This is a genomic window from Bifidobacterium aesculapii (genome assembly GCF_001417815.1).
Lineage (GTDB): Bacteria > Actinomycetota > Actinomycetes > Actinomycetales > Bifidobacteriaceae > Bifidobacterium > Bifidobacterium aesculapii.
Map to the genome: position 1 here is coordinate 1 of NZ_BCFK01000046.1, position 19,459 is coordinate 19,459.

Genomic DNA, 19,459 nt, shown 5'->3' on the forward strand with positions numbered 1-19,459 from the left:
GGAAGTCCTTGAACCTCGGTTCCTGCGGATGGTCGATGATCTCGGGGCCGCCGGCTTCGACGACCACGCCGCCGTCCATGAACACGACCTGGTCGGCGACTTCGCGCGCGAAGCCGATCTCGTGGGTGACGACGACCATCGTCATGCCGGCCTTGGCGAGCGAGAGCATGACGTTGAGGACCTCGCCGACGAGTTCCGGGTCGAGCGCGGAGGTGGGCTCGTCGAACAGCATGATCTCCGGCTGCATGGCGAGGGCGCGGGCGATGGCCACGCGCTGCTGCTGCCCACCCGACAGTTCCGACGGGTAGTAGTTGAGGCGTTCGCCGAGTCCGACGCGTTCGAGCTCCTGCACGGCGAGCTGCTTGGCTTCCGCCTTGCCCATGTGCTTGACGTGGACGGGCGCCTCCATCACGTTCTCGAGGGCCGTCATGTGCGGGAACAGGTTGAACCGTTGGAAGACCATGCCGAGTTTGGAGCGCTGGGCGGCGATCTCCTTGTCGTTGAGGGTCTGCAGCAGGTCCTGGCCGTTCCTGGTCACGTGCTTGTAGCCGATGAGTTCGCCGTCGACCTCGATGGTGCCGCCGGTGATCGTCTCCAGCTGGTTGATGAGACGCAGGAAGGTGGATTTGCCGGAGCCCGAGGGGCCGAGGATCACGGTCACGGTGCCGGGCATGACGGTCAGGTCGACGCCTTTGAGCACGTGCAGCGAACCGAACGCCTTGTGCACCTGCGTGGCCTTGACCGCCGGCACTGCGGCGGCGGATGCGGCGGGCGCTGCGGGCGCGTTCACGGGGATGCTGGTCTGTGTCATCGTATGTTGTCCTTCCCGCTCACGCCGTGAGCCCGCTGAATGTGGCGTCGTTGAGCTTGTCGACATTATCCTTCGGCTCGCCTTCGGTCTTGCCGGGCAGCGGCGGCTGCTTGCCGCGCGAGCCGACGGGCCGCGCGTCGAAGCCTTTGCCGAAGTGCTTTTCGAGGCGTGACTGGATGACCATCAGGATGGACGTGATGAGCAGATACCAGATGCATGCGACGATGAGCAGCGGGATGGGCTTGTAGATGCGGTTGGCGATCGCGTTGGTGGCGAACTGCAGTTCGAGCGTGAACGGCACGGCGAGCACGAGGGATGTGGTCTTGAGCATGCCGATGGTCTCGTTGCCGGTGGGCGGGATGATGATGCGCATGGCCTGCGGCAGGATGATGCGGCGCATGATGAGCGAACGGCTCATGCCGAGCGCCTGGGCGGCCTCGGTCTGCCCCGGATCGACGGCTTCGAGGCCGGCGCGCACGATCTCGGACAGGTAGGCGGCCTCGTTGAGGGCCAGACCGATCCATGCGGCGTTGAACGCGGTGACGACCACCGAGGAGTCGATGCTCCAGAAGGAGACGTCGGTGAACGGGATGCCGAGGCTGATCTTGGGGATGAGCACGGAGAACAGCCCCCAGAACACGAGCTGCGTGTACACAGGCGTGCCGCGGAAGAACCAGATGAAGAACCAACTCACCCCGCGCAGCACCGGGTTGACGGACTTGCGCATGATCGCGAGGATCACCGACAGGATGATCGCGACGACCATGGAGATCACGGTGAGGATCAGCGTATAGCCGATGCCTTCGAGCACGTTCTCGTTGAACAGGTACTTCCAGACGGTCGGCCAGTCCAGCCTCGGGTTGGTGACGAGACCCTGGATGAGCATCGCGGCGAGCAGCACGACGATCACGGCGGCCACGACGGGCCCCGGGCTCTTCACAGGCAGCGCCTTGACGCGGTTCGGGATGTCAAGTCCTTCGCCATCGATGTGTTTCTTTGCCATGTCGGCTCCTTAGGTGGTTCCGCTGCGGCTGTGCTCAGCCTTCGACGTCCGGGTTGACCTCGGCGGTTTTCAGCGCGCCGGATTCGACGCCCCAGTGCTTGAGGATCTTGTCGTAGGTGCCGTCGTCCATGAGCTTCTGCATGGCCTTCTGCACGGCTTCGACGGTGGCGGTGTCGCCCTTCTTGACGGCGATGGCGTTCGGCACGGAGTCGAAGTCCTTGCCGAGCTGTTCGAGCTGGCCGTCGGTCTGCGCGATCGCGTAACCGACCACCGGCGAGTCGGCGAAGAACACGTCGGCCTTGCCGGTCACGACGGCGGTGGTGGCGTCGGTCTGCTGCTTGGAGGACTGGATCTCGATGTCCTTCTTGCCGTCGGCCTTGCACTGCTTGGCGGTCTCGTTGATGGCCTCCTCCTCGACGGTGCCGGTCTCGACGGCGACCTTGAGACCGCACAGGTCGTTCTCGTCGACCTTGTTCGGGTTGCCGGACTTCACCGCGTAGCCCATGCCGGCGGTGAAGTAGGAGACGAAGTCGACCGACTTCATGCGTTCGGGGGTGATGGTGAACGCGGCGATGCCGAGGTCGTACTTGGAGCCGATGGCCGGGATGATGGTGTCGAAGTTGGAGGAGACGATCTCCGTCTCGAGGCCGAACGTGTTGCCGAGGGCGCGGGCGAGATCCATGTCGTAGCCGATCTGCGTCTTGCCGTCCGCGTCGAGGAACTCGGCGGGCGCGTAGGAGGGGTTGGTGCCGATGGTGAGCTTGCCGTCCTTGGTGACGGATTCGGGCAGCAGCTTGGCGATGGCGTCGTCCTTCTTGACGCCGGAGACGTCGTAGCTGCCGATGGTGGCGGAGCCGGAGTTGCCGGAGTCCGTGGCTTCGTCAGTGGTGCCGCACGCGCCGAGCGGCAGCAGCATGGCGACGCCGAGCGCCGCGGCCGCGATGGTCTTCATCCTGGTGAACAGCATGTTCTTCTTCCTTCGATTCTCTGTTTGCGTATGTCTGTCCGGCATGAACGGGAAAACGGTGGTCGCCGCAATGTGCGTCCATCGCGGCGACCACCCTTCCCTCTCGTTATGCAACATATATACATGATATTGCATAGCTATGCAATACACACGGCATGTACGATGCATCGATACCGAACCGCCGCCCTACAGCATACGGTCACGACGCTACGAGCCGGTTAACCGGGCCGGCGGGCGGGCCGCCGACCCGGCCGAAATCAGCCCTCCACGTCGGTCGGATTGATCTCGGCCTTGTCGACAGCTCCGGACTTGACGCCCCAGTGGTCGAGCAGTTTGGTGTAGGTGCCGTCATCCATGAGCTTCTGGATGGCCTTCTGCACGGCTTCGGCGGTGGCGGTGTCGCCCTTCTTGACGGCGACGCCCTGCTTGGCGACGCCCACGTCCTCACCGAAGGATTCCAGCTGGTCGCCGGTCTGGCTGATGGCGTACCCGGCGACGGGCGAATCGGCGTAGAACGCGACGGCCTTGCCGGTCACGACGTTGGTGGTCACGTCGGTCTGCAGCTTGTTGGAAAGCACCTCGATCTTTTTGTCGGCCGGGCACTTCTTGTTGGCCTCGTCGACCTCCTCCTCCTGCGTGGTGCCAGTCTGGACGGCGATCTTGAGGCCGCACAGGTTCGCGGAGTCGAACTTCTCGGGGTTGCCCTTCTTGACGGCCCACGTGGAGCCGGCCTTGTAGTAGCTGACGAAATCGACCGCCTCGGCGCGTTCCGGCGTGATGGTGAACGAGCTGATGCCGAGGTCGTACTTGGAGCCGACGGACGGGATGATGGAGTCGAACGTGCTGGTCACGTTCTCGGTCTTGAGGCCGAACACCTTGCCCAGCGCCTTGGTGAGGTCGACGTCGTAGCCGACCGGCGTCTTGCCGTCCTCGGCGAGGAATTCCGCCGGGGCATAGGAGGTGTCGGTGCCGACGGTGAGCACGCCGTCCTTGGTGACGGATTCGGGCAGCAGCTTGGCGATCTCCTCGTCCTTCTGGATACCGGAGACATCGAAGCTTTCGATCTTCGACGAATCGGACGAGCCGGAACCGGAACCGGATGAGGCGTCCGACGCGTCGGAAGTGCCGCACGCGGCGGCGGCGAACAGCATTGCCGCGCTCATCGTCGCGGCCGCGATGGCTTTCATTCCCTTGCTGAATGACATGGGTTTTCCTCTCTCGGAATGTCGATCGGGCGGGTATATTTCCCGACTGATTCGCGACAGTAGGTTTCCCATGCTACGAAAGCGTAAATCTCACCACCACAGTCCATTACGTGGACGTTTCGTCGTCCCGTCCGCAGGTCTCCCGCTGACATGGGAGACCTGCGGCGAAGGCGGCGAAAGAACGGAGGCACCTAAGACGGCGACCTGCTTCCTCCTCCGGTCAGTGCGAACGCTTGTTGGCGTAGCGCATGGCGCGCAGGGCCTCGCGCTTGTCCTGCTCCTCGCGCAGCGCCTGGCGCTTGTCGAATTCACGCTTACCTCGGGCCAGCGCGATCTCCGCCTTGACGCGACCGTTCTTGAAGTACAGGCTGATCGGGATGATCGTATAGCCCTTCGCCTCCGATTGGCGTGCGAGCTTGAGGATCTCGCGCTCATGCAGCAGCAGCTTGCGCTTGCGCTTGGGCGCATGGTTGTTCCATGTGCCGTTGAGGTATTCGGGGATGTTCGCGTTCTCCAGCCACATCTCGTTGCGGCGGTCGATGGAGACGAACGCCTCGGCGAGCGAGGCGCGCCCCTCGCGCAGCGACTTCACCTCCGTGCCGGTGAGCACGAGTCCCGCCTCATACTTGTCCTCGATGGCGTAGTCATGACGCGCCTTCTTGTTCTGGACGATGAGCTTCGTCCCCTCCTCCTTGGCCATCGGAGCCTCCCTTCCTATCGATTCGCGTTCCGCTCATTCATATTCGTTCATATTCCGTCTCGTTCCGCGTTCCGCCACGACGCGGCGCACGGATGCCCGCAAGGCACATAACCATAGCATGAAGCGCCGTCGGCGAAAGCCGAACGGCGCTTGTCATGCGGGGAGCGGGGTTCCGACCGCGCCAACGGCCGAGAACGGAACCCGGAACCCTGAACTCAGTAGTGGACGTACTGGTAGTTGCCCGCGTTCGTGACGATCTCCGACGCGGGGAACGTGGCGAAACCGGTGCCGCCTTCGGAGATGAGCACGGATCCGTCGGAATTGACTCGTTCCACGATCGCCACATGGCCGTACGACCAATCCGCCGCGCGGTAGCCGAACGTGGGGCCGCCGTAGGTCTGGCCCGCACCGATGACCATAGCGGCTCCTACGTGCGGCGTGTTGTTCACGTAATAGCCGAGGCTGCGGCCGGTATTCGCCCAGTCCGCGCCATTGCCCATGTAGGAGCCGACCGGAAGGCTGAGCTCGGAACGGCGCAGATACGCCCACAACGTGCACTGACGGGCCGGGTATGCCGCACCGCCGATGGTGTTGCCGGTGTTGTGGTTGTAGCAGAAACCGGATCCGGCTGGGCAGTTGCCGGGTACGGCGTAGTCCATGCCGCTGGCTCCGCCGCCGCCGGTCGAACCGCCGGTCGAACCACCCGTGGTGCCGCCAGTCGAGCCGCCCCCCGTGGTGCCGCCGGTCTGCTGCTGCGCGCCTGTGCCAGGCGTGTAACCCGCATTGTTGTTGGCGGCGCTTTGAGCGGCCAGATCGGCCTGCATCGAGGCGATGTCCGCCGCCTCCTTGGCCTCCTGTGTGGTCAGGCTGTCCTTCTGGGATTCCAACGACTTGCGCGCCTCGGTGCCCCTGGCCTGCAGCGCTTCGAGCGACGCCTGCTTGGAGGCGGCGTCCTCGGCGGCCTGCTGGGCGCTGGCGGCCTGCTGGTCGGCCTGGTTCTTCAGCTGGGTGATCTGATCCTCGATGGCGGCCAGACGCTCCTTGCGGTTCATCGAGGTGTTCATCGAGATCGCGGCGTCGTTGGCGGCGTTCGCCGCGGAACGCGTTGCCGCAGCATCGGACTGCATCTTGTTGACGAAATCATCGGTGGTGGTGGCGTTCGTCACCACGCTCATCACCGTGGACGCCTGGGAACCGTGGAAGCTGTCGCGCGCGGATTCGGCGACGGAGTCCTTCGCGTCGTCGTATTCGATGCCGGTGTCCTTGATCTTCTGCTCGAGGTCGGCCTTGTCCTTCTTGGCGGCCTCCAGACGCTCGTTCGTGGCGTCGGCGAGATCCTGCGCCTGCTGCGCGGCCTGCTGCGCCTTCGTGGCCGCCTCCTGCGCCGCGGGGATCTGCTCGTTGGCCAACGAATCAAGTTCGATGATCTGGTTGGCCAGATCGGCGTTCACGCCGGCGAGCTTGGATTTGAGATCCGCATGGCTGGCGACCTTCTGCTGATACTCCTGAACGGAAACGGCCTCGGCCTCGGGCGCATACGCGGCGGTCATGGCGATGCCGCACGCGACGGTCATGGCGCCCGCCATGATGAACCCAAGCCCGGCATGCAACGTTTTCGAACGTGTCGACACTTCGGAATCCTTCCCTAGTGGATACTCCCGCACATTGTAACGGAGCTTCCTGAAACGGCAACCGGTCATGCCGAGGGCGTGACCGGTTGCGCGGACCTTGTCTCAGGCCTTGAGATAACGCCTCAGCGAAATCGCGGAGGCGACGACGGACAGCAGCACGGCGCCGGCGACCAGCGCGGGCGCGATGAGCCACACCGTGCCTTGGGTGACGAACGGCATCCAACTGACCGACTGGGCGACGCCATCGGTGATGAACACCTGCACGATCGCGGCGAGCGCGCCCGAGGCGAGCAGCGAACCGGCGAGCGAGGCGACCACACCCTCCAGGATGAACGGCAGACGGATGGTCCAGTTGGAGGCGCCGACCAGACGCATGATCTCCGTTTCGTTCTTGCGCGACGCCGCGGACATGCGGATCGTGGTGCCGGTCAGAAGGATGGCGACCACGACCATCACCACGGCGAGCACCACGGTGACCACGGTGGCCCGGTTGAGCACCGCGAATACGGGGTCGAAGATCTGCTTCTGGTCGACGACCTCCTCCACGCCGGTCTTGCCGTTGAGCACTTCGGCGACCATCTTGTACTTGGTCGGATCCTTGAGCTTCAGCTGCAGCGAATCCTGCATGTCGGCGGCGGTCAGGGTACGGCCCTGGTATTCGCCGTTCGGGTACTGCTTGAGGAACGTGTTCTTGTAGAAGTCCTCACGGCTCACATACCCGATCTTGGAGACGTTGTCGCGCAGCTCCTGGTGGATGAAGTCCTCCAGTTCCACGATCTCCTGCTGCGTGGGGGCCTTGCCGGTGGCGCAGCTGGCCGCCTGGCTGGTGCCGTCGGGGCACAGCCACACGATGACCTCGACCTTGTCGTACCATTCGCCCTTCGCCCGTGTGACCTGCGCCTGCATCAGCGCCGAAGCGCCGATGAACACGAAGGAGATGAACGTGACGAGCATGACCGAGACGATCATCGGCACGTTGCGCTTGAGGCTCGTCCATGTCTCCGACAGGATGAATCGCGCCCTCATCGGTTGTCCTCCTCGTTCTCGGTTTCGCTGCCGTTCTCGGCGCCATTGTGGTCCCCGGCGTTCATATCATCGGTTCCGGGGGTAGGTTCCGGCGCATCCTGCGCAATCGGCTGCCCAACCTGCGCAGTCATGTGTGCATCCTGCGCACCCCTGCCGCGTACAACGCCGGCGGACGGCGGCGCCGGTGGCGCCAGCAAGCCGTTTTCAGGCTTGGCCGTCGTGTTTTCGGCTTCTTCTTCGGCTTCCTCCTGCGCAGGTTCGGCTGCAGACTGCGCAGGTTCGTTCCCAGATTGCGCAGGTTCGTTCCCGGATCGCGCAAGGTCGGCCTCGGACCGTACAGGTTCGTTCCCTGATCGCGCAGTTTCCGCCTCGACGGGCTTGGAGGCCTCGGCTTCGGCGGATTCTTCGGCCTGATCCCCGCTCTGCGGACGCCGCGCCCTCTCCACCTCCTCAAGGGACAGCCCCTTGCCCCAGGTGAGTGTGGTCTCGACCGGCGCGAACGCCTCGCCATAGCGGCCGGTACGCCCCGAGTGCACCGATTGGGCGAGCCTGGCGATGCCCTGATCGCCATCCATCGCGCCGGCGGCGAGCGACCCCGCCTCGAGCGCGGCATGGGCGTCCATGCGTTCGGTCGCATCGGCACTGTCCGGGCGGAAACGCGCATCCCCTCCGATGGCCTGATGGGCCTTCGACGTGACTTCGGCATCCGGGAAATACGTGGACGAATCATAGGAGCCATGCTCCTCGTCACGCACGATGCGGCCGGTGTGCAGTTCGACGACGCGCTTGCGCATCGAATTGACGATCTCCTCGTTGTGCGTGGCCATCACGATGGTGGTGCCGGTGCGGTTGATCGCGTCCAGCACCTCCATGATGCCCAGCGACGTGGTCGGGTCGAGATTGCCGGTCGGCTCGTCGGCCAACAGGATCTGCGGGTGGTTCACATAGGCGCGGGCGATGGCCACGCGCTGCTGCTCGCCGCCGGACAGCTCATGGGGGTAACTGTCCTCCTTGCCGGTCAGCCCGACCGTCTCCAGCACCTTCGGCACCATCGACTTGATGGCGGAACGGCGCGTACCGATTACTTCAAGCGCGAACGCCACGTTCTGCCACACCGTCTTGTTGTTGAGCAGCTTGTAGTCCTGGAACACGAAACCTATCGTGCGGCGGTACTGCGGCACCTGACGGTCGGAGATGCGGCGCAGGTCGTTGCCGGCCACGCGGATCTCGCCGTCGGTGGCCTCCTCCTCGCGCAGCAGCAGGCTCAGCAGCGTGGTCTTGCCGGAGCCGGAGGCTCCCACAAGGAACACGAAGTCGCCGCGGTCGATGTCGAGATTGACGTCATCGAGCGCCGGGCGGGTGCCTTTCGGATAGATCTTGCTGACATGGTCCAGTGAGATGAGTGCCATGATTCGCTTTCTGTGGAGTCGTTCCTTGGGGTTTCTTCCCCTGAGGGTCATGTCGCGCAGCGGGCGGAAAGACCGGAGGCCACGCTCAGCCCACGTGCGTGTGGAGTGGGCGGCGTGTTAGGCCTCGGCCTCTTCCTTGGCGGCGCGGCGCTGCTCATGACGCCAGCGGATGCCCGCCTGGATGAAACCGTCGAGGTCGCCGTCGAAGACGGTCTGGGTCTGGCTGGTCTCGTAGCCGGTGCGCAGGTCCTTGACCATCTGGTAGGGGTGCAGCACGTAGGAGCGCATCTGGTCGCCCCAGCTGGCCTTGATGTCGCCGGCGAGCTCCTTCTTCTTCTTCGCCTCCTCCTCATGGCGCAGCACGAGCAGTCGGGACTGGAGCACGGCCATGGCGGCGGCGCGGTTCTGGATCTGCGACCGCTCGTCCTGCATGGTGACGACGAGACCGGTGGGAAGGTGGGTGATGCGCACAGCCGAGTAAGTCGTGTTCACGCCCTGGCCGCCGGGGCCGGACGAGCAGTACGTATCCACGCGGATGTCGGCGTCCGGGATGTCGATGTGGTCGGTCGCCTCGACGAGCGGCACGACCTCCACGGCCGCGAAGCTGGTCTGACGGCGGCCCTGGTTGTCGAACGGGGAGATGCGCACGAGGCGGTGCGTGCCGCCCTCGACGCTCAGACGGCCGTACGCGTACGGGGCGTCCACCTGGAAGGTGGCGGATTTGATGCCCGCCTCCTCGGCGTACGAGGTGTCCATCACCTTCGCCTTGAAGCCCATGCGCTCGCAGTAGCGCAGGTACATGCGCAGCAGCATCTGCGCGAAGTCGGCCGCGTCGACGCCGCCGGCTCCGGAGCGGATCGTAACCACCGCGGAGCGCTCGTCGTATTCGCCGTCGAGGAGGGTCTGGATCTCCATCGCGGCGAGGTCGTCGGCGATGGACCCGAGTTCGGTGCGGGCCTCGTCAAGCGAGTCCTGATCCTTCTCCTCACGGCCGAGCTCGACGAGCGTTTCGACGTCGTCGATGCGGGAGGCGGCGGAGGTCAGCTTCTTGAGCTGCGATTCGGCGGCGGAGAGCTTGCTCGTCACCTTCTGCGCGTTCTCCGGGTCATCCCACAGGCCCGGGGCGGCGGCCTGCTGTTCCAAATCCGCGATGTCGGCCTTGATGCGGTCCACGTCCAACGCCTTGGCGATGGAGTCGTATTTGGCGCGCACGTCGGCGATCGCCTGTGAATAGTCAAATTCAGCCATCGTTGTCTACCTTATGATTCGTACCTTTGAAAAACCTTGGTGTGATGCCCGTCTTCGGGCGCGTCCCTGCCGGGCGGCGGATGCGAGACGTTCCTTCGTGCGCCGTCACGCCTGCGGCCGCGAACCTGCCGAAGACGCGTATGGCCGGAGACGTCACGCGGGGACACGCGTGACGGAACGTCAAAGACCCGCGTAGATGGCGGGGACCACCAAGGAGATCAGCATGGCAGCGGCTATGACGATGCACACCGCCCGCACCATAGTGCGGCGGCGGCGTTCGCGCGCCGTGCGCTCATCCTGCTGATAGTCGCTCACGTTGCGCGATTGTACCCCACCGCTTGGTCAACCCCCGTTCGCCGTGAGCCGACCGCAGACCATGGGAACCGGCATATCCATGGGCATGGCCACGCCCATCGCCGCCCATGGCGCTAAGGTGGAGCCGGAAACCCCATACGATCCGCCGTCCCAGAGCCGGCGCACATCCAAGGAGAACAACATATGACCGAATCACGTACCGCATACGGATGGGGTCTGGCAAGCATCGACGCCGCCGGCACCACCCTCGACGTCTGGTACCCGAACCTGACCGTCGGGTCTGCCCCCGCCGAAGACGACCGCCCGAACCATGATTTCGGCGTGCTCGCGCACACCGAAGCCGACGCGCGCGGCGTGCGCCGCGTGCCGGTGTTCACCGTCACCGAACTGGACGCGCCCATCGCCAGCGCCGAGGACGCCTACCTCAAACTGCACCTTCTGAGCATGCGCCTGGCCAAGCCGAACACCCTCAATCTGGACGGCATCTTCGCCCAGCTGGCGAACGTGGTGTGGACGAATTACGGGCCGTTCGCCGTCGAGGACTTCACCGCGCGCAAGGCCGACGTGGAATCCGCCGTCACCGCGGCCGCCCAGACGTTCGCCATGAACGCGGGACTCCCCTCCGCCGCCCCCGCCGACACGGTCAACGTGTTCGGCGTGGACAAGTTCCCGCGCATGATCGACTACGTCGTGCCCACCGGCGTGCGCATCGGCGACGCCGACCGCGTCCGCCTCGGCGCATACCTGTCCGAAGGCACCACCGTGATGCACGCCGGCTTCGTGAACTTCAACGCCGGCACGCTTGGCGTGTCGATGGTCGAAGGCCGCGTCTCGCAGGGCGTGGTCGTCGGCAACGGCTCCGACATCGGTGGCGGTGCCTCCATCATGGGCACGCTCTCCGGCGGCGGCAAGCTGCGCAACTCCATCGGCGAGCATTCGCTGCTCGGCGCGAACGCGGGCATCGGCATCTCCCTGGGCGACAACTGCGTCGTCGAAGCGGGCCTGTACGTGACCGCCGGCACGAAAGTCACCATCTGGGACAAGGCCAAGGCCGCCGCCGGCGAACCCCTCGAAGTCGTCAAGGGCGCGGACCTGTCCGGCAAGGACAACATCCTGTTCATCCGCAACTCGGTCAACGGCCGCATCGAGGCCCGTTACCGCAAGACCGGCATAGAACTCAACGCCAAGCTGCATAAGAACTGACCGTGTGATGATGGGCGTCCGCCGGCCCCTCGACCGGCGGACGCCCATCATGTCAGAACACGGGTATGCGGAACCGCAATCCGTGGCTCGCGGGAGCGGCTACCGCTCCTCCATCGGCACATAGTCGCGCTCCCTGGCGCCGGTGTACACCTGGCGCGGACGACCGATCTTCGTCGCCGGATCGGCGAGCATCTCACGGTATTGGGCGATCCACCCGGGGATGCGCCCGAGCGCGAACAACGTGGTGAACATGGCGGGGTCGAACCCGATCGCACGGTAGATGAGCCCCGTGTAGAAGTCGACGTTCGGGTACAGGTGCCGCGAGACGAAATAGTCGTCGTTGAGCGCGATGTCCTCCAGTTCGGTGGCGACGTCGAACAGCGCACGCTCGTCGGCCGGAAGCTTCGACGTGTCCTCACGGTCCATGATCTTCTCGAGATACTGCTTGGCGATCGCCGCACGCGGATCGTACGACTTGTACACGCGATGCCCGAGGCCGGAGATACGCTCCCCCGCCGCCTTCGCATCATCCACGAACTCGCGTACGGTCTTGCCGGAGTCGCGGATCGCCTTCAACTGGCGCAGCACAGCCTCGTTCGCGCCGCCGTGCAGCGGGCCGGACAACGCGTTCACGCCGGCCGCGACCGCCGAATACAGGTTGGCGTGCGCACTGCCCGCGATGCGCACGACCGACGTGGAGCAGTTCTGCTCGTGGTCGGCGTGGATGATGAGCAGACGGCCGAGCGCATGCACGTAGAGCGGATCGGATTCGAACGGCTCGTACGGCACGGCGAAGCACATGCGCAGGAAGTCGTCGACGTAGCCGCGCGCGTAATCCGGGTACAGCATCGGCTCGTCACGGCGGCGGCGGAAGATGTACGAGACGATGGTGCGCACCTTCGCCATGATGATGACCGCGGACTCGTCGAGCTGGTCGGAATCGCTGATGTCGGTGGTGTCCGGGTAGAACGTGGCGAGCGCGTTGATTGCGGAGGCAAGCACGCTCATCGGATGCGCGGTGCGCGGGAACGAGCCCATGAACGTGCGGAAGTCCTCGCCCACCATCGTGCGGTGGTTGATGGCGGAGACGAACTTGTCATACTGCTCCTTGTTGGGCAGTTCGCCGTGGCGCAGCAGCCACGCCACCTCGAGGAAGTCGGAGTTCTCGCACAACTGCTCGATTGGGTAGCCACGGTAGCGCAGGATGGAATGCTGCCCGTCGATGTAGGTGATCTTGGATTCGCATTGCGCCGTAGTGAGGAAGCCGGGGTCGAGCGTCACCCAACCGTCGTTGCGCAGTTTGGAGACGACGATGCCGTCCGGTCCGGCGCTGGCCTCCACGACCGGCAGCGTGTATTTGCTATCGTCGACGTTCAGCTGTGCTGTGGCCATGGGATATACCTCATTCCTGTTCTTGCGTTGCCGGCAACACTAACCCGCTTGTGTTACCGCCACTGACACGTGGTCGGCACTCGGAACGCGGGGTCCACCATCTCGACGCGAACCGGGGACACGGATACGCGAACGCCGGTGTGCGGCCATCCTAACAATGTGGGCGCGCACCGGCGTTCAGGCGTCTCAAAACGGCTCCGCACAAGGCTGCGGGCGCGGGCACGATGCCCGTACCGGCACGCCGCCGCGGGCGCGCGGTCAGTCGCGCGTGGTGAGGATGATCGGGCCGTTCTCCGTGATGGCGATAGTGTGCTCGCTGTGGGCGCCGCGAGAGCCGTCCTCGGCGCGCAGGGTCCAGCCGTCCTTCGGATCCTGGTAGATCTCGTCGGTGGTCTTGAGGAACCACGGTTCGATGGCGATGACCAGGCCGGGGCGCAGCTTGTAGCCGTGGTGGGCCTTGCCGTCGTTCGGCACGTGCGGGTCGCCGTGCATGATGTGCCCGACGCCGTGGCCGCCGAACTCGAGGTTGATTGGGTAGCCGTATTCGCGCGCGATGTCGCCGATCACGCTGGAGACGTCACCGAGACGGTTGCCAGGCTGCGCCGCTTCGATGCCGGCGGCGAGCGCCTCCTCGGTGCACTTGATGAGGCGCAGATCCTCCGGATCCTTGTCTTTGCCGACCACGAAGCTGATGGCCGAGTCGCCCACCCAACCGTCGACGCTGATGGCGAGGTCGAGGGAGACGAGGTCGCCGTCCTTGAGGTTGTAGTCGTAGGGCACGCCATGGAGCACCGCGTCGTTGACGGACGTGCAGATGTAGTGGGCGAACGGGCCGGTGCCAAAGTCGGGCGCGTAGTCCACGTAGCAGGATTCGGCGCCCTTGCGGTCGACGATCTTCTTGTGCACAAATTCGTCGATGTCGAGCAGGTTGGTGCCGACCTTCGTGTATTCCTTGAGTTCGCGCAGGATGGAGCCGACGAAACGGCCGGCGGGCTTCATCTCCTCGATTTCGCGAGGGGTCTTCAGTTCGATCATGAGACTCTTTCTACCTTGATCGGGTGATCCGGCTTGATTGGATCACCCGATTGTCTTATCGAGACTGGTTCTCAGGATAGTGCGTCGTCTCGTCAATTCGTCTCGACCCCTGCGAGGGTCTCACACGTTTTTCGGCAGCCTGCCGAAGCGGAATGCGCGCACGATGGCGGAGACGCCCATGACGACGAGCGCGCACCCGCCGAAGATGACGAGCCAGACCGTGGAACTGACCGGAGAGACCAGTATGACGAAGCCGGCGATGATGGAGAGGACGGCGTACAGGACCGCCCATCCGGAGCTCGGCAGCCGCCAGGATTCGACGAGCGCCATGAAGCCTTCGAGCATCCATCCGATGCCGACGGTCAGGGTGACGAGCAGCGCGAGCGCCTGGCCGGAGGCGGCGGCGTTCTTCAGCATGAGCATTCCGCCGATGGCGAGAAGCACGCCTACGAGGATATCGAGCACACGCCACCCGCCGGGCAGGCCGAGTTCGACGATGGCGGTGGTCACGCGTACGAGACCGGAGACCACGAAGTACACGCCGAGCAGTACGGCGGCGATCTTCAGCGTGATGCCGGGCCAGACCAGCAGGGCCACGCCGAGCACGATGGCCGCGATGCCGATGACGGCGTAGAACCCTCGCACCCAGTTCTTGGCGCGTTGCGGCAGCATGCTTTCGACGAGTTTGAACGGATCGACGGGCTGCCACCCTGCCTGCGGGTTGGGGTTTTGCTGGTTGTATTGCGGTGCGGCGTACGGGTTGCCCTGCTGGTTCGTATAGGGATTGGCGTAGGGATCGCCGTTCTGCCCGGCTTTCGGCGTGCCGTACTGCGCGTATGCCGATTGCGGGTTCCGCGGTGGAAGGTCCGGCTGCGGATCCGTCCGGTCGGAACCATGGTCGGCATCGTCGCTGGGATTCTGGTTGTAGTTCGTCATCACGACCTCCTTATGCTGACCTTCGTCACACCTAAGTTTAGGCACGCTGCCTAATTCCTACCATCGGCATAAATGGTTATATTGACTAATTTAAGGCGATTCTCACGCAAGGCGGCTTCGAACTGTACGATTCGTCGCGAACCTGCGCGGTTCAGCCCTGAACTTGCGCACTCCAGTGCCGAACCTGCGCGATTTCGCGCCATTCCTGCGCATTTTGATGCCGAACCTGCGCAGTGGGGTCCTGAAGAAACAAGGTGAATCAGTCCGCCGGCTTTGGCAGACCACGAAAGAAAGGTTGAAATCAAGCCATTCTACGATAAGCCGGATTACGCCAAGCACCCCTTCTTCAGGAAGCATGTGCGCAAGTTCGTTGCTCGACTGCACAGGTTAGCCCTTCGACTGCGCAGGTTCGTCAATAAACTGCGCAGGTTCGGACTGGCTATACCGAGCACGTTGGTCATTGCGCTTCAGCACCAGTGCCGATTGGGCCGTTATTGACACCCGGCACCAGAATCATTGCAATTCGACACCAGGTGTTCGACACCGGTTTATTGCAGGGGAACACTGCTCAACACCGGACAAACATTGAAGCAATACACTCCGGAGATGCGCCCGTTTCGGCTGCCATGTGCGCCAATGGCGATTCCTCAATGAAGTCTCCGGAGAAGTACTCCGGAGATGGTGAAACCCACTTCACCCAAACCGTCACAGGAACCGTCACCCTCAATGAAGTCTCCGGAGAAGCACTCCGGAGATAACGGTCGCGAAAGCCGCGTAGCCGTACACGCTCCCTCAATGAAGTCTCCGGAGAAATACTCCGGAGATGCCGGCCTCGGGGTGGATGGCGATGCCGGCCTCGCTGAACCCTCAATGAAGTCTCCGGAGAAATACTCCGGAGATTTGGCGGTGGCGATGGCCTGAGACGGTGAATAGGTCCCCTCAATGAAGTCTCCGGAGAAGTACTCCGGAGATACTACTTGGGCGTATTGCTTCAATGTTTGTTCGGCAGGTTGAGCGGTGTTTTTCCGCAGGGTGGGCTGATGGTTTTCCCCGGTGTCGTCATCGTTCTGGGGTGATGTGGGAGGCATCGGTTCCGCCGCCTGTATATTCCCGGGTGCTGATTGCTCGTTTCGGCCGGTTGCCGCCGGCCTGTGCTCGGGAAGGAAAGGAACATGCGATACCGATGCCCATCGTGCAAGATATCAGGAGACTCGACCGGCAGGGGTTGTCCCGCGCGGAGATAGCGCGGCGGTTGCATGTGGGCCGCGGCACGGTCGCGAAGTACGCGGATATGGAGGATCTGAGCCCGAGGCGTCCGGACGACCGGCGGTACGGGTCGAAGATCGACGAATTCGCCGTGGTGGTGGACGGCTGGCTGGAGGCGGACCGTCGTATGCCGCGCAAGCAGCGGCATACGGCCAGGCGCGTGTACGACCGGCTGGTCGAGGAGCATGGCTACGGGGGCTCGTATTCCGTGGTGCAGCGGTACGTGAAGCGTTGGCGGGAGACGAACCGGGAGTCGTCGGCCGCGTTCCTGGATCTGGAGTGGGCTCCGGGCGTGATGCAGGTCGATTTCGGGGTGGCGCTGGCCACTGTCGCGGGGCGCGGGACGGAGACGCATTGCCTGGTGGTCTCGTTCCCGTGGTCGAACATGCGCTACTGCGTGGCGATGCCGGGCGAGAACGCGGAGTGCCTGTGCGCGGGGCTGATGCTCGTGTTCGCGCATGTGGGCGGCGTGCCGCCGGTCATCGTGATGGACAACGCCACCGGCGCCGGGCACAGGAACGCGAAGGGCGAGATCACGCTCACCCACGTGTTCGAGTCGTTCGTGGCGCACCACCGGATCGAGGTGCGCTTCTGCAACCCGTATTCGGGCCATGAGAAGGGCAGCGTGGAGAACGCGGTCGGGTTCCTGCGGCGCAACATCATGGTCCCGCCCATGCGCGCGGAATCATACGAGCAGCTGAGCCGTCTCATGCTGGAGCGGTGCGACGTCCTGGCCGACTCGTCGTATTGCCCGCGGCTGATGGACGTGCCGGTCGCGCAGGTGTTCGCCGAGGACAGGGCGGCGTTGGCGCCGTTGCCGTCCACGGTGTTCGACCCGGTGCGCTGGGAGTCGAGGAGGGCCGACAAGCGCGGCCGGATCGACATCGACTCCCGCTCCTATCTGGCCGGCGGCGCGTGGGCCCGCAGGCGCGTGCAGGCCGCGGTCCGGTGGGACACCGTCACGCTCGTCGACCCCGACACGGGCGTGGTCCTGGCCGAATACCCGCGCCCCTACGGGGACGGGCCGCGCGTCCTGCAGGACCCGGCCCTGGTGATGCCCATGCTCGCCGCACGTCCCGGCGCGTGGGGCGAAAGCCCGATACACCCCGACGTGCCCGACGACATCCGCTCATGGCTTGACTCCATGGACGACAAGACCCTCAGGGAAAGCCTCAAGGCGATCGCCCACGCGTGCCAGGCGGCCGGGTTCGCACCCGTGATGCAGGCGTGCGGCGAGATCCTCAGATGCAACAAGGACATGGGACTGCACGAGGACACGCCCGCCCCGATCGCATTGCGCATGCGCGACGGCGACTGGGAATACCCCGGCGCCATCGACGGGCCGGACCTGACCGGCTACGACGAATTCATCACCGGCACCCGCCACGACGAGAAGGAGACGCGATGACGACCAGACCCGACACCACGGCCCCCGAGACGCGCCGCCGCCGCGCGTCAACGCAGGAGAAAAGCGAACGGATCCTCGCGATGAGCCGGAGTCTGCCCCTGACCCGCGGCGTGCTCGCCGACACGCTCGCTGAGGCCACACCCAGCCAGCTCGACCTCATCGAACGCTGGTTCACGGCCGAACTCGACTCACGTGAGCAGTCCAGACGCGTCCGCCTCCTCAAACAGGCCGGATTCCCCGCCGACAAGACCCTCGACGGCTGCGACTGGACCAACCTGAACATGCCCGCCGACTGGGGACGCGAACAACTTGAAACCCTCGGGTTCATCGACCGATGCGAGGACCTCGTGCTCTACGGCAGCGTCGGCACCGGCAAAAGCCACCTCGCCATCGCGATCGGCGGACTCGCCTGCTCCAAGGGGATACCGGTCCGGTTCTTCACCGCGACCGGCCTGCTCATGTGCCTGCGCCGCGCACAACGGGAGAACCGGCTCGACAAGGAACTCGCCGGCATAGGCAAGGCCAGGCTCCTGATCATCGACGAGTTCGGCTACCTGCCCATCGACGAGGAAGGCAGCCGCCTCCTCTTCCAGATCATCAGCGACAGCTACGAGACAAGGAGCATCATCTACACCACCAACATCGAATTCAGCGGATGGGGACGCATCCTCGGCGACAAGAACATGGCCGCAGCCCTCATCGACCGCACCGTCCACCACGGACGACTCATCAGATTCGAGGGCGCTCCTACCGCAGCCAACACGCCCTCATGACCAAATAACCAACACAACAACACAACACAGGCAGGCAGCGGCCGATACCGTACACCCCGCGGGAAACCCGCTGCCACCCTGCGGAAAAACACCGCTCTCTTGTCTGGAGCTCCATATTGGGAACGATAAGAGTCGCGCAGCTTCTTCAATACATCGGTCGCGGTTTTCACCGTATTAACGATGCACCCGACAACACCTCGCAGCTCCTTCTTCTTGGCTTCCTCCACTTTGATGGCGTTCATGCACTGTTCCACCAGCATGTCCACAAAAGCGGTATCGTTGCCTTCACACGACAGCAACCTCACAGGCTTCGGATTGCACATTCGATTGCGCAAGGCGGTGTCCATGGCAAAATCGGGGCCTTCTACACCTACATGGACATCATCCTCGGAAATCCCTTCCTGGGTGGCCGTGGTGGAAACGACTTGAAGCACCGGAACCGATTGTGCAATCGGGCTCTCGCATAATCCTTCCAGACGCGTGACGGATTTCGCCGTGACTACCAGCTGACGGCTCAGATGAGCCTCGTCGGCAATCAATACGGAATCATATGCCAACAGTCCCGCTTCGATAGGGCGTGCCGCCGAAGACGTACCATATCCGTGAAAAAGCAAGCGGCTGCCGAACATATCCGGCGTAGCGCATATTACCTGGCATTCAGTCGGATGGTATCGCCATTCCCGAGTCCTGCCATCGACCGGCTCGCCTCCACGCAAACGCGTTACGCGCAAAATACGACAATCGCATACACCATGCTCGTCCCCGTTCAGAGATTCCCGGAATACCAACCCCCTTCGCACACTACTCAGAATGGAAGGATTGTCCGTTCCCGAAGTCACACCGCTGTCATTGATCTTTTGGGATAGCTCACATGCGTGCTCGTATTGGTCGTCGACCAAAGAACGTCGGTTGACAGTCATCACCAGACGACGCGGCAACCCATTCAAGTTCAGGCCAGCCAGCGCCTCATAGAGTTCTTCGCCCTCAACCAAGGACAATCCCGCCAAAGCGTTTAGGAAGACATGGATGTCGATGGCCATGGTTTTGCCAGCACCGGTCGGCGCATCAAGACGGTCCGGCCATCGACCATGTTCGATGACGTTGTGGAGCAGACGACGCTGCCATTGGTAT

Annotated in this window: 15 protein-coding genes and 1 pseudogene; 3 read left to right on the forward strand and 13 right to left on the reverse strand. The window is 63.9% G+C overall.

Going from position 1 to position 19,459, the window contains the following annotated elements; all coding sequences use genetic code 11:
• The 10 genes from BFAL_RS06455 to BFAL_RS11725 form a co-directional block, all read right to left on the reverse strand.
• Nucleotides 1-811 (reverse strand): amino acid ABC transporter ATP-binding protein (locus BFAL_RS06455; RefSeq protein ID WP_055427618.1); only part of this gene is annotated, 811 nt, incomplete at its 3' end.
• A 19-nt stretch (nt 812-830) separates the two neighbouring features.
• Entirely contained in the window at nt 831-1,814 is a 984-nt protein-coding gene (locus tag BFAL_RS06460) for an amino acid ABC transporter permease (RefSeq protein WP_055427603.1), read from the reverse strand.
• Between the two features lie 34 nt (nt 1,815-1,848).
• Nucleotides 1,849-2,781 (reverse strand): ABC transporter substrate-binding protein, encoded by a 933-nt coding sequence (locus BFAL_RS06465; protein WP_055427604.1) that lies wholly within the window; start codon nt 2,779-2,781, stop codon nt 1,849-1,851.
• A 257-nt stretch (nt 2,782-3,038) separates the two neighbouring features.
• Nucleotides 3,039-3,986, reverse strand: coding sequence for an ABC transporter substrate-binding protein (locus BFAL_RS06470; RefSeq protein WP_055427605.1), 948 nt, complete (start codon nt 3,984-3,986; stop codon nt 3,039-3,041).
• A 220-nt stretch (nt 3,987-4,206) separates the two neighbouring features.
• On the reverse strand, nt 4,207-4,686 hold the full coding sequence (gene smpB / locus BFAL_RS06475; protein WP_055427606.1) for an SsrA-binding protein SmpB: 480 nt from the start codon (nt 4,684-4,686) through the stop codon (nt 4,207-4,209).
• Between the two features lie 215 nt (nt 4,687-4,901).
• Nucleotides 4,902-6,272, reverse strand: coding sequence for a CHAP domain-containing protein (locus BFAL_RS06480; protein WP_055427619.1), 1,371 nt, complete (start codon nt 6,270-6,272; stop codon nt 4,902-4,904).
• A 147-nt stretch (nt 6,273-6,419) separates the two neighbouring features.
• Nucleotides 6,420-7,343: a permease-like cell division protein FtsX gene (ftsX, locus tag BFAL_RS06485; RefSeq protein WP_055427607.1), complete on the reverse strand. Its 924-nt coding sequence runs from the start codon at nt 7,341-7,343 to the stop codon at nt 6,420-6,422.
• A complete protein-coding gene (gene ftsE / locus BFAL_RS06490) occupies nt 7,340-8,752 on the reverse strand; it encodes a cell division ATP-binding protein FtsE (RefSeq protein WP_082440431.1) in 1,413 nt (470 codons plus the stop codon). The genes ftsX and ftsE overlap by 4 nt, the downstream gene beginning before the upstream one ends.
• A gap of 117 nt (nt 8,753-8,869) precedes the next feature.
• Nucleotides 8,870-10,000, reverse strand: a complete 1,131-nt coding sequence (gene prfB, locus BFAL_RS06495) for a peptide chain release factor 2 (protein ID WP_055427608.1) — start codon at nt 9,998-10,000, stop codon at nt 8,870-8,872.
• A gap of 180 nt (nt 10,001-10,180) precedes the next feature.
• On the reverse strand, nt 10,181-10,315 hold the full coding sequence (locus BFAL_RS11725) for a hypothetical protein (protein WP_269082768.1): 135 nt from the start codon (nt 10,313-10,315) through the stop codon (nt 10,181-10,183).
• 183 nt (nt 10,316-10,498) lie between these two features.
• Between BFAL_RS11725 and dapD the strand changes: the two genes are divergently transcribed.
• Complete coding sequence (gene dapD, locus BFAL_RS06500; RefSeq protein ID WP_055427609.1) at nt 10,499-11,518, forward strand: 2,3,4,5-tetrahydropyridine-2,6-dicarboxylate N-succinyltransferase; 1,020 nt, start codon at nt 10,499-10,501, stop codon at nt 11,516-11,518.
• Nucleotides 11,519-11,617: 99 nt separating this feature from the next.
• On the opposite strand, the gene BFAL_RS06505 is transcribed toward dapD, so the two are convergent.
• From BFAL_RS06505 to BFAL_RS06515, 3 genes are all read right to left on the reverse strand, one after another.
• Nucleotides 11,618-12,910: a citrate synthase gene (locus BFAL_RS06505; RefSeq protein WP_055427610.1), complete on the reverse strand. Its 1,293-nt coding sequence runs from the start codon at nt 12,908-12,910 to the stop codon at nt 11,618-11,620.
• Between the two features lie 258 nt (nt 12,911-13,168).
• Entirely contained in the window at nt 13,169-13,945 is a 777-nt protein-coding gene (map, locus tag BFAL_RS06510; RefSeq protein ID WP_055427611.1) for a type I methionyl aminopeptidase, read from the reverse strand.
• Nucleotides 13,946-14,065: 120 nt separating this feature from the next.
• Complete coding sequence (locus BFAL_RS06515) at nt 14,066-14,881, reverse strand: DUF308 domain-containing protein (RefSeq protein WP_082440432.1); 816 nt, start codon at nt 14,879-14,881, stop codon at nt 14,066-14,068.
• A gap of 1,183 nt (nt 14,882-16,064) precedes the next feature.
• Here BFAL_RS06515 and istA point away from each other — a divergent pair.
• Both istA and istB read left to right on the forward strand, forming a co-directional pair.
• Nucleotides 16,065-17,555 (forward strand): IS21 family transposase, encoded by a 1,491-nt coding sequence (istA, locus tag BFAL_RS06520; RefSeq protein WP_082440433.1) that lies wholly within the window; start codon nt 16,065-16,067, stop codon nt 17,553-17,555.
• Nucleotides 17,552-18,336 (forward strand): annotated as a pseudogene (istB, locus tag BFAL_RS06525) (IS21-like element helper ATPase IstB). Before istA ends, istB begins: the two are co-directional and overlap by 4 nt.
• Nucleotides 18,337-19,459 lie beyond the last annotated feature (1,123 nt).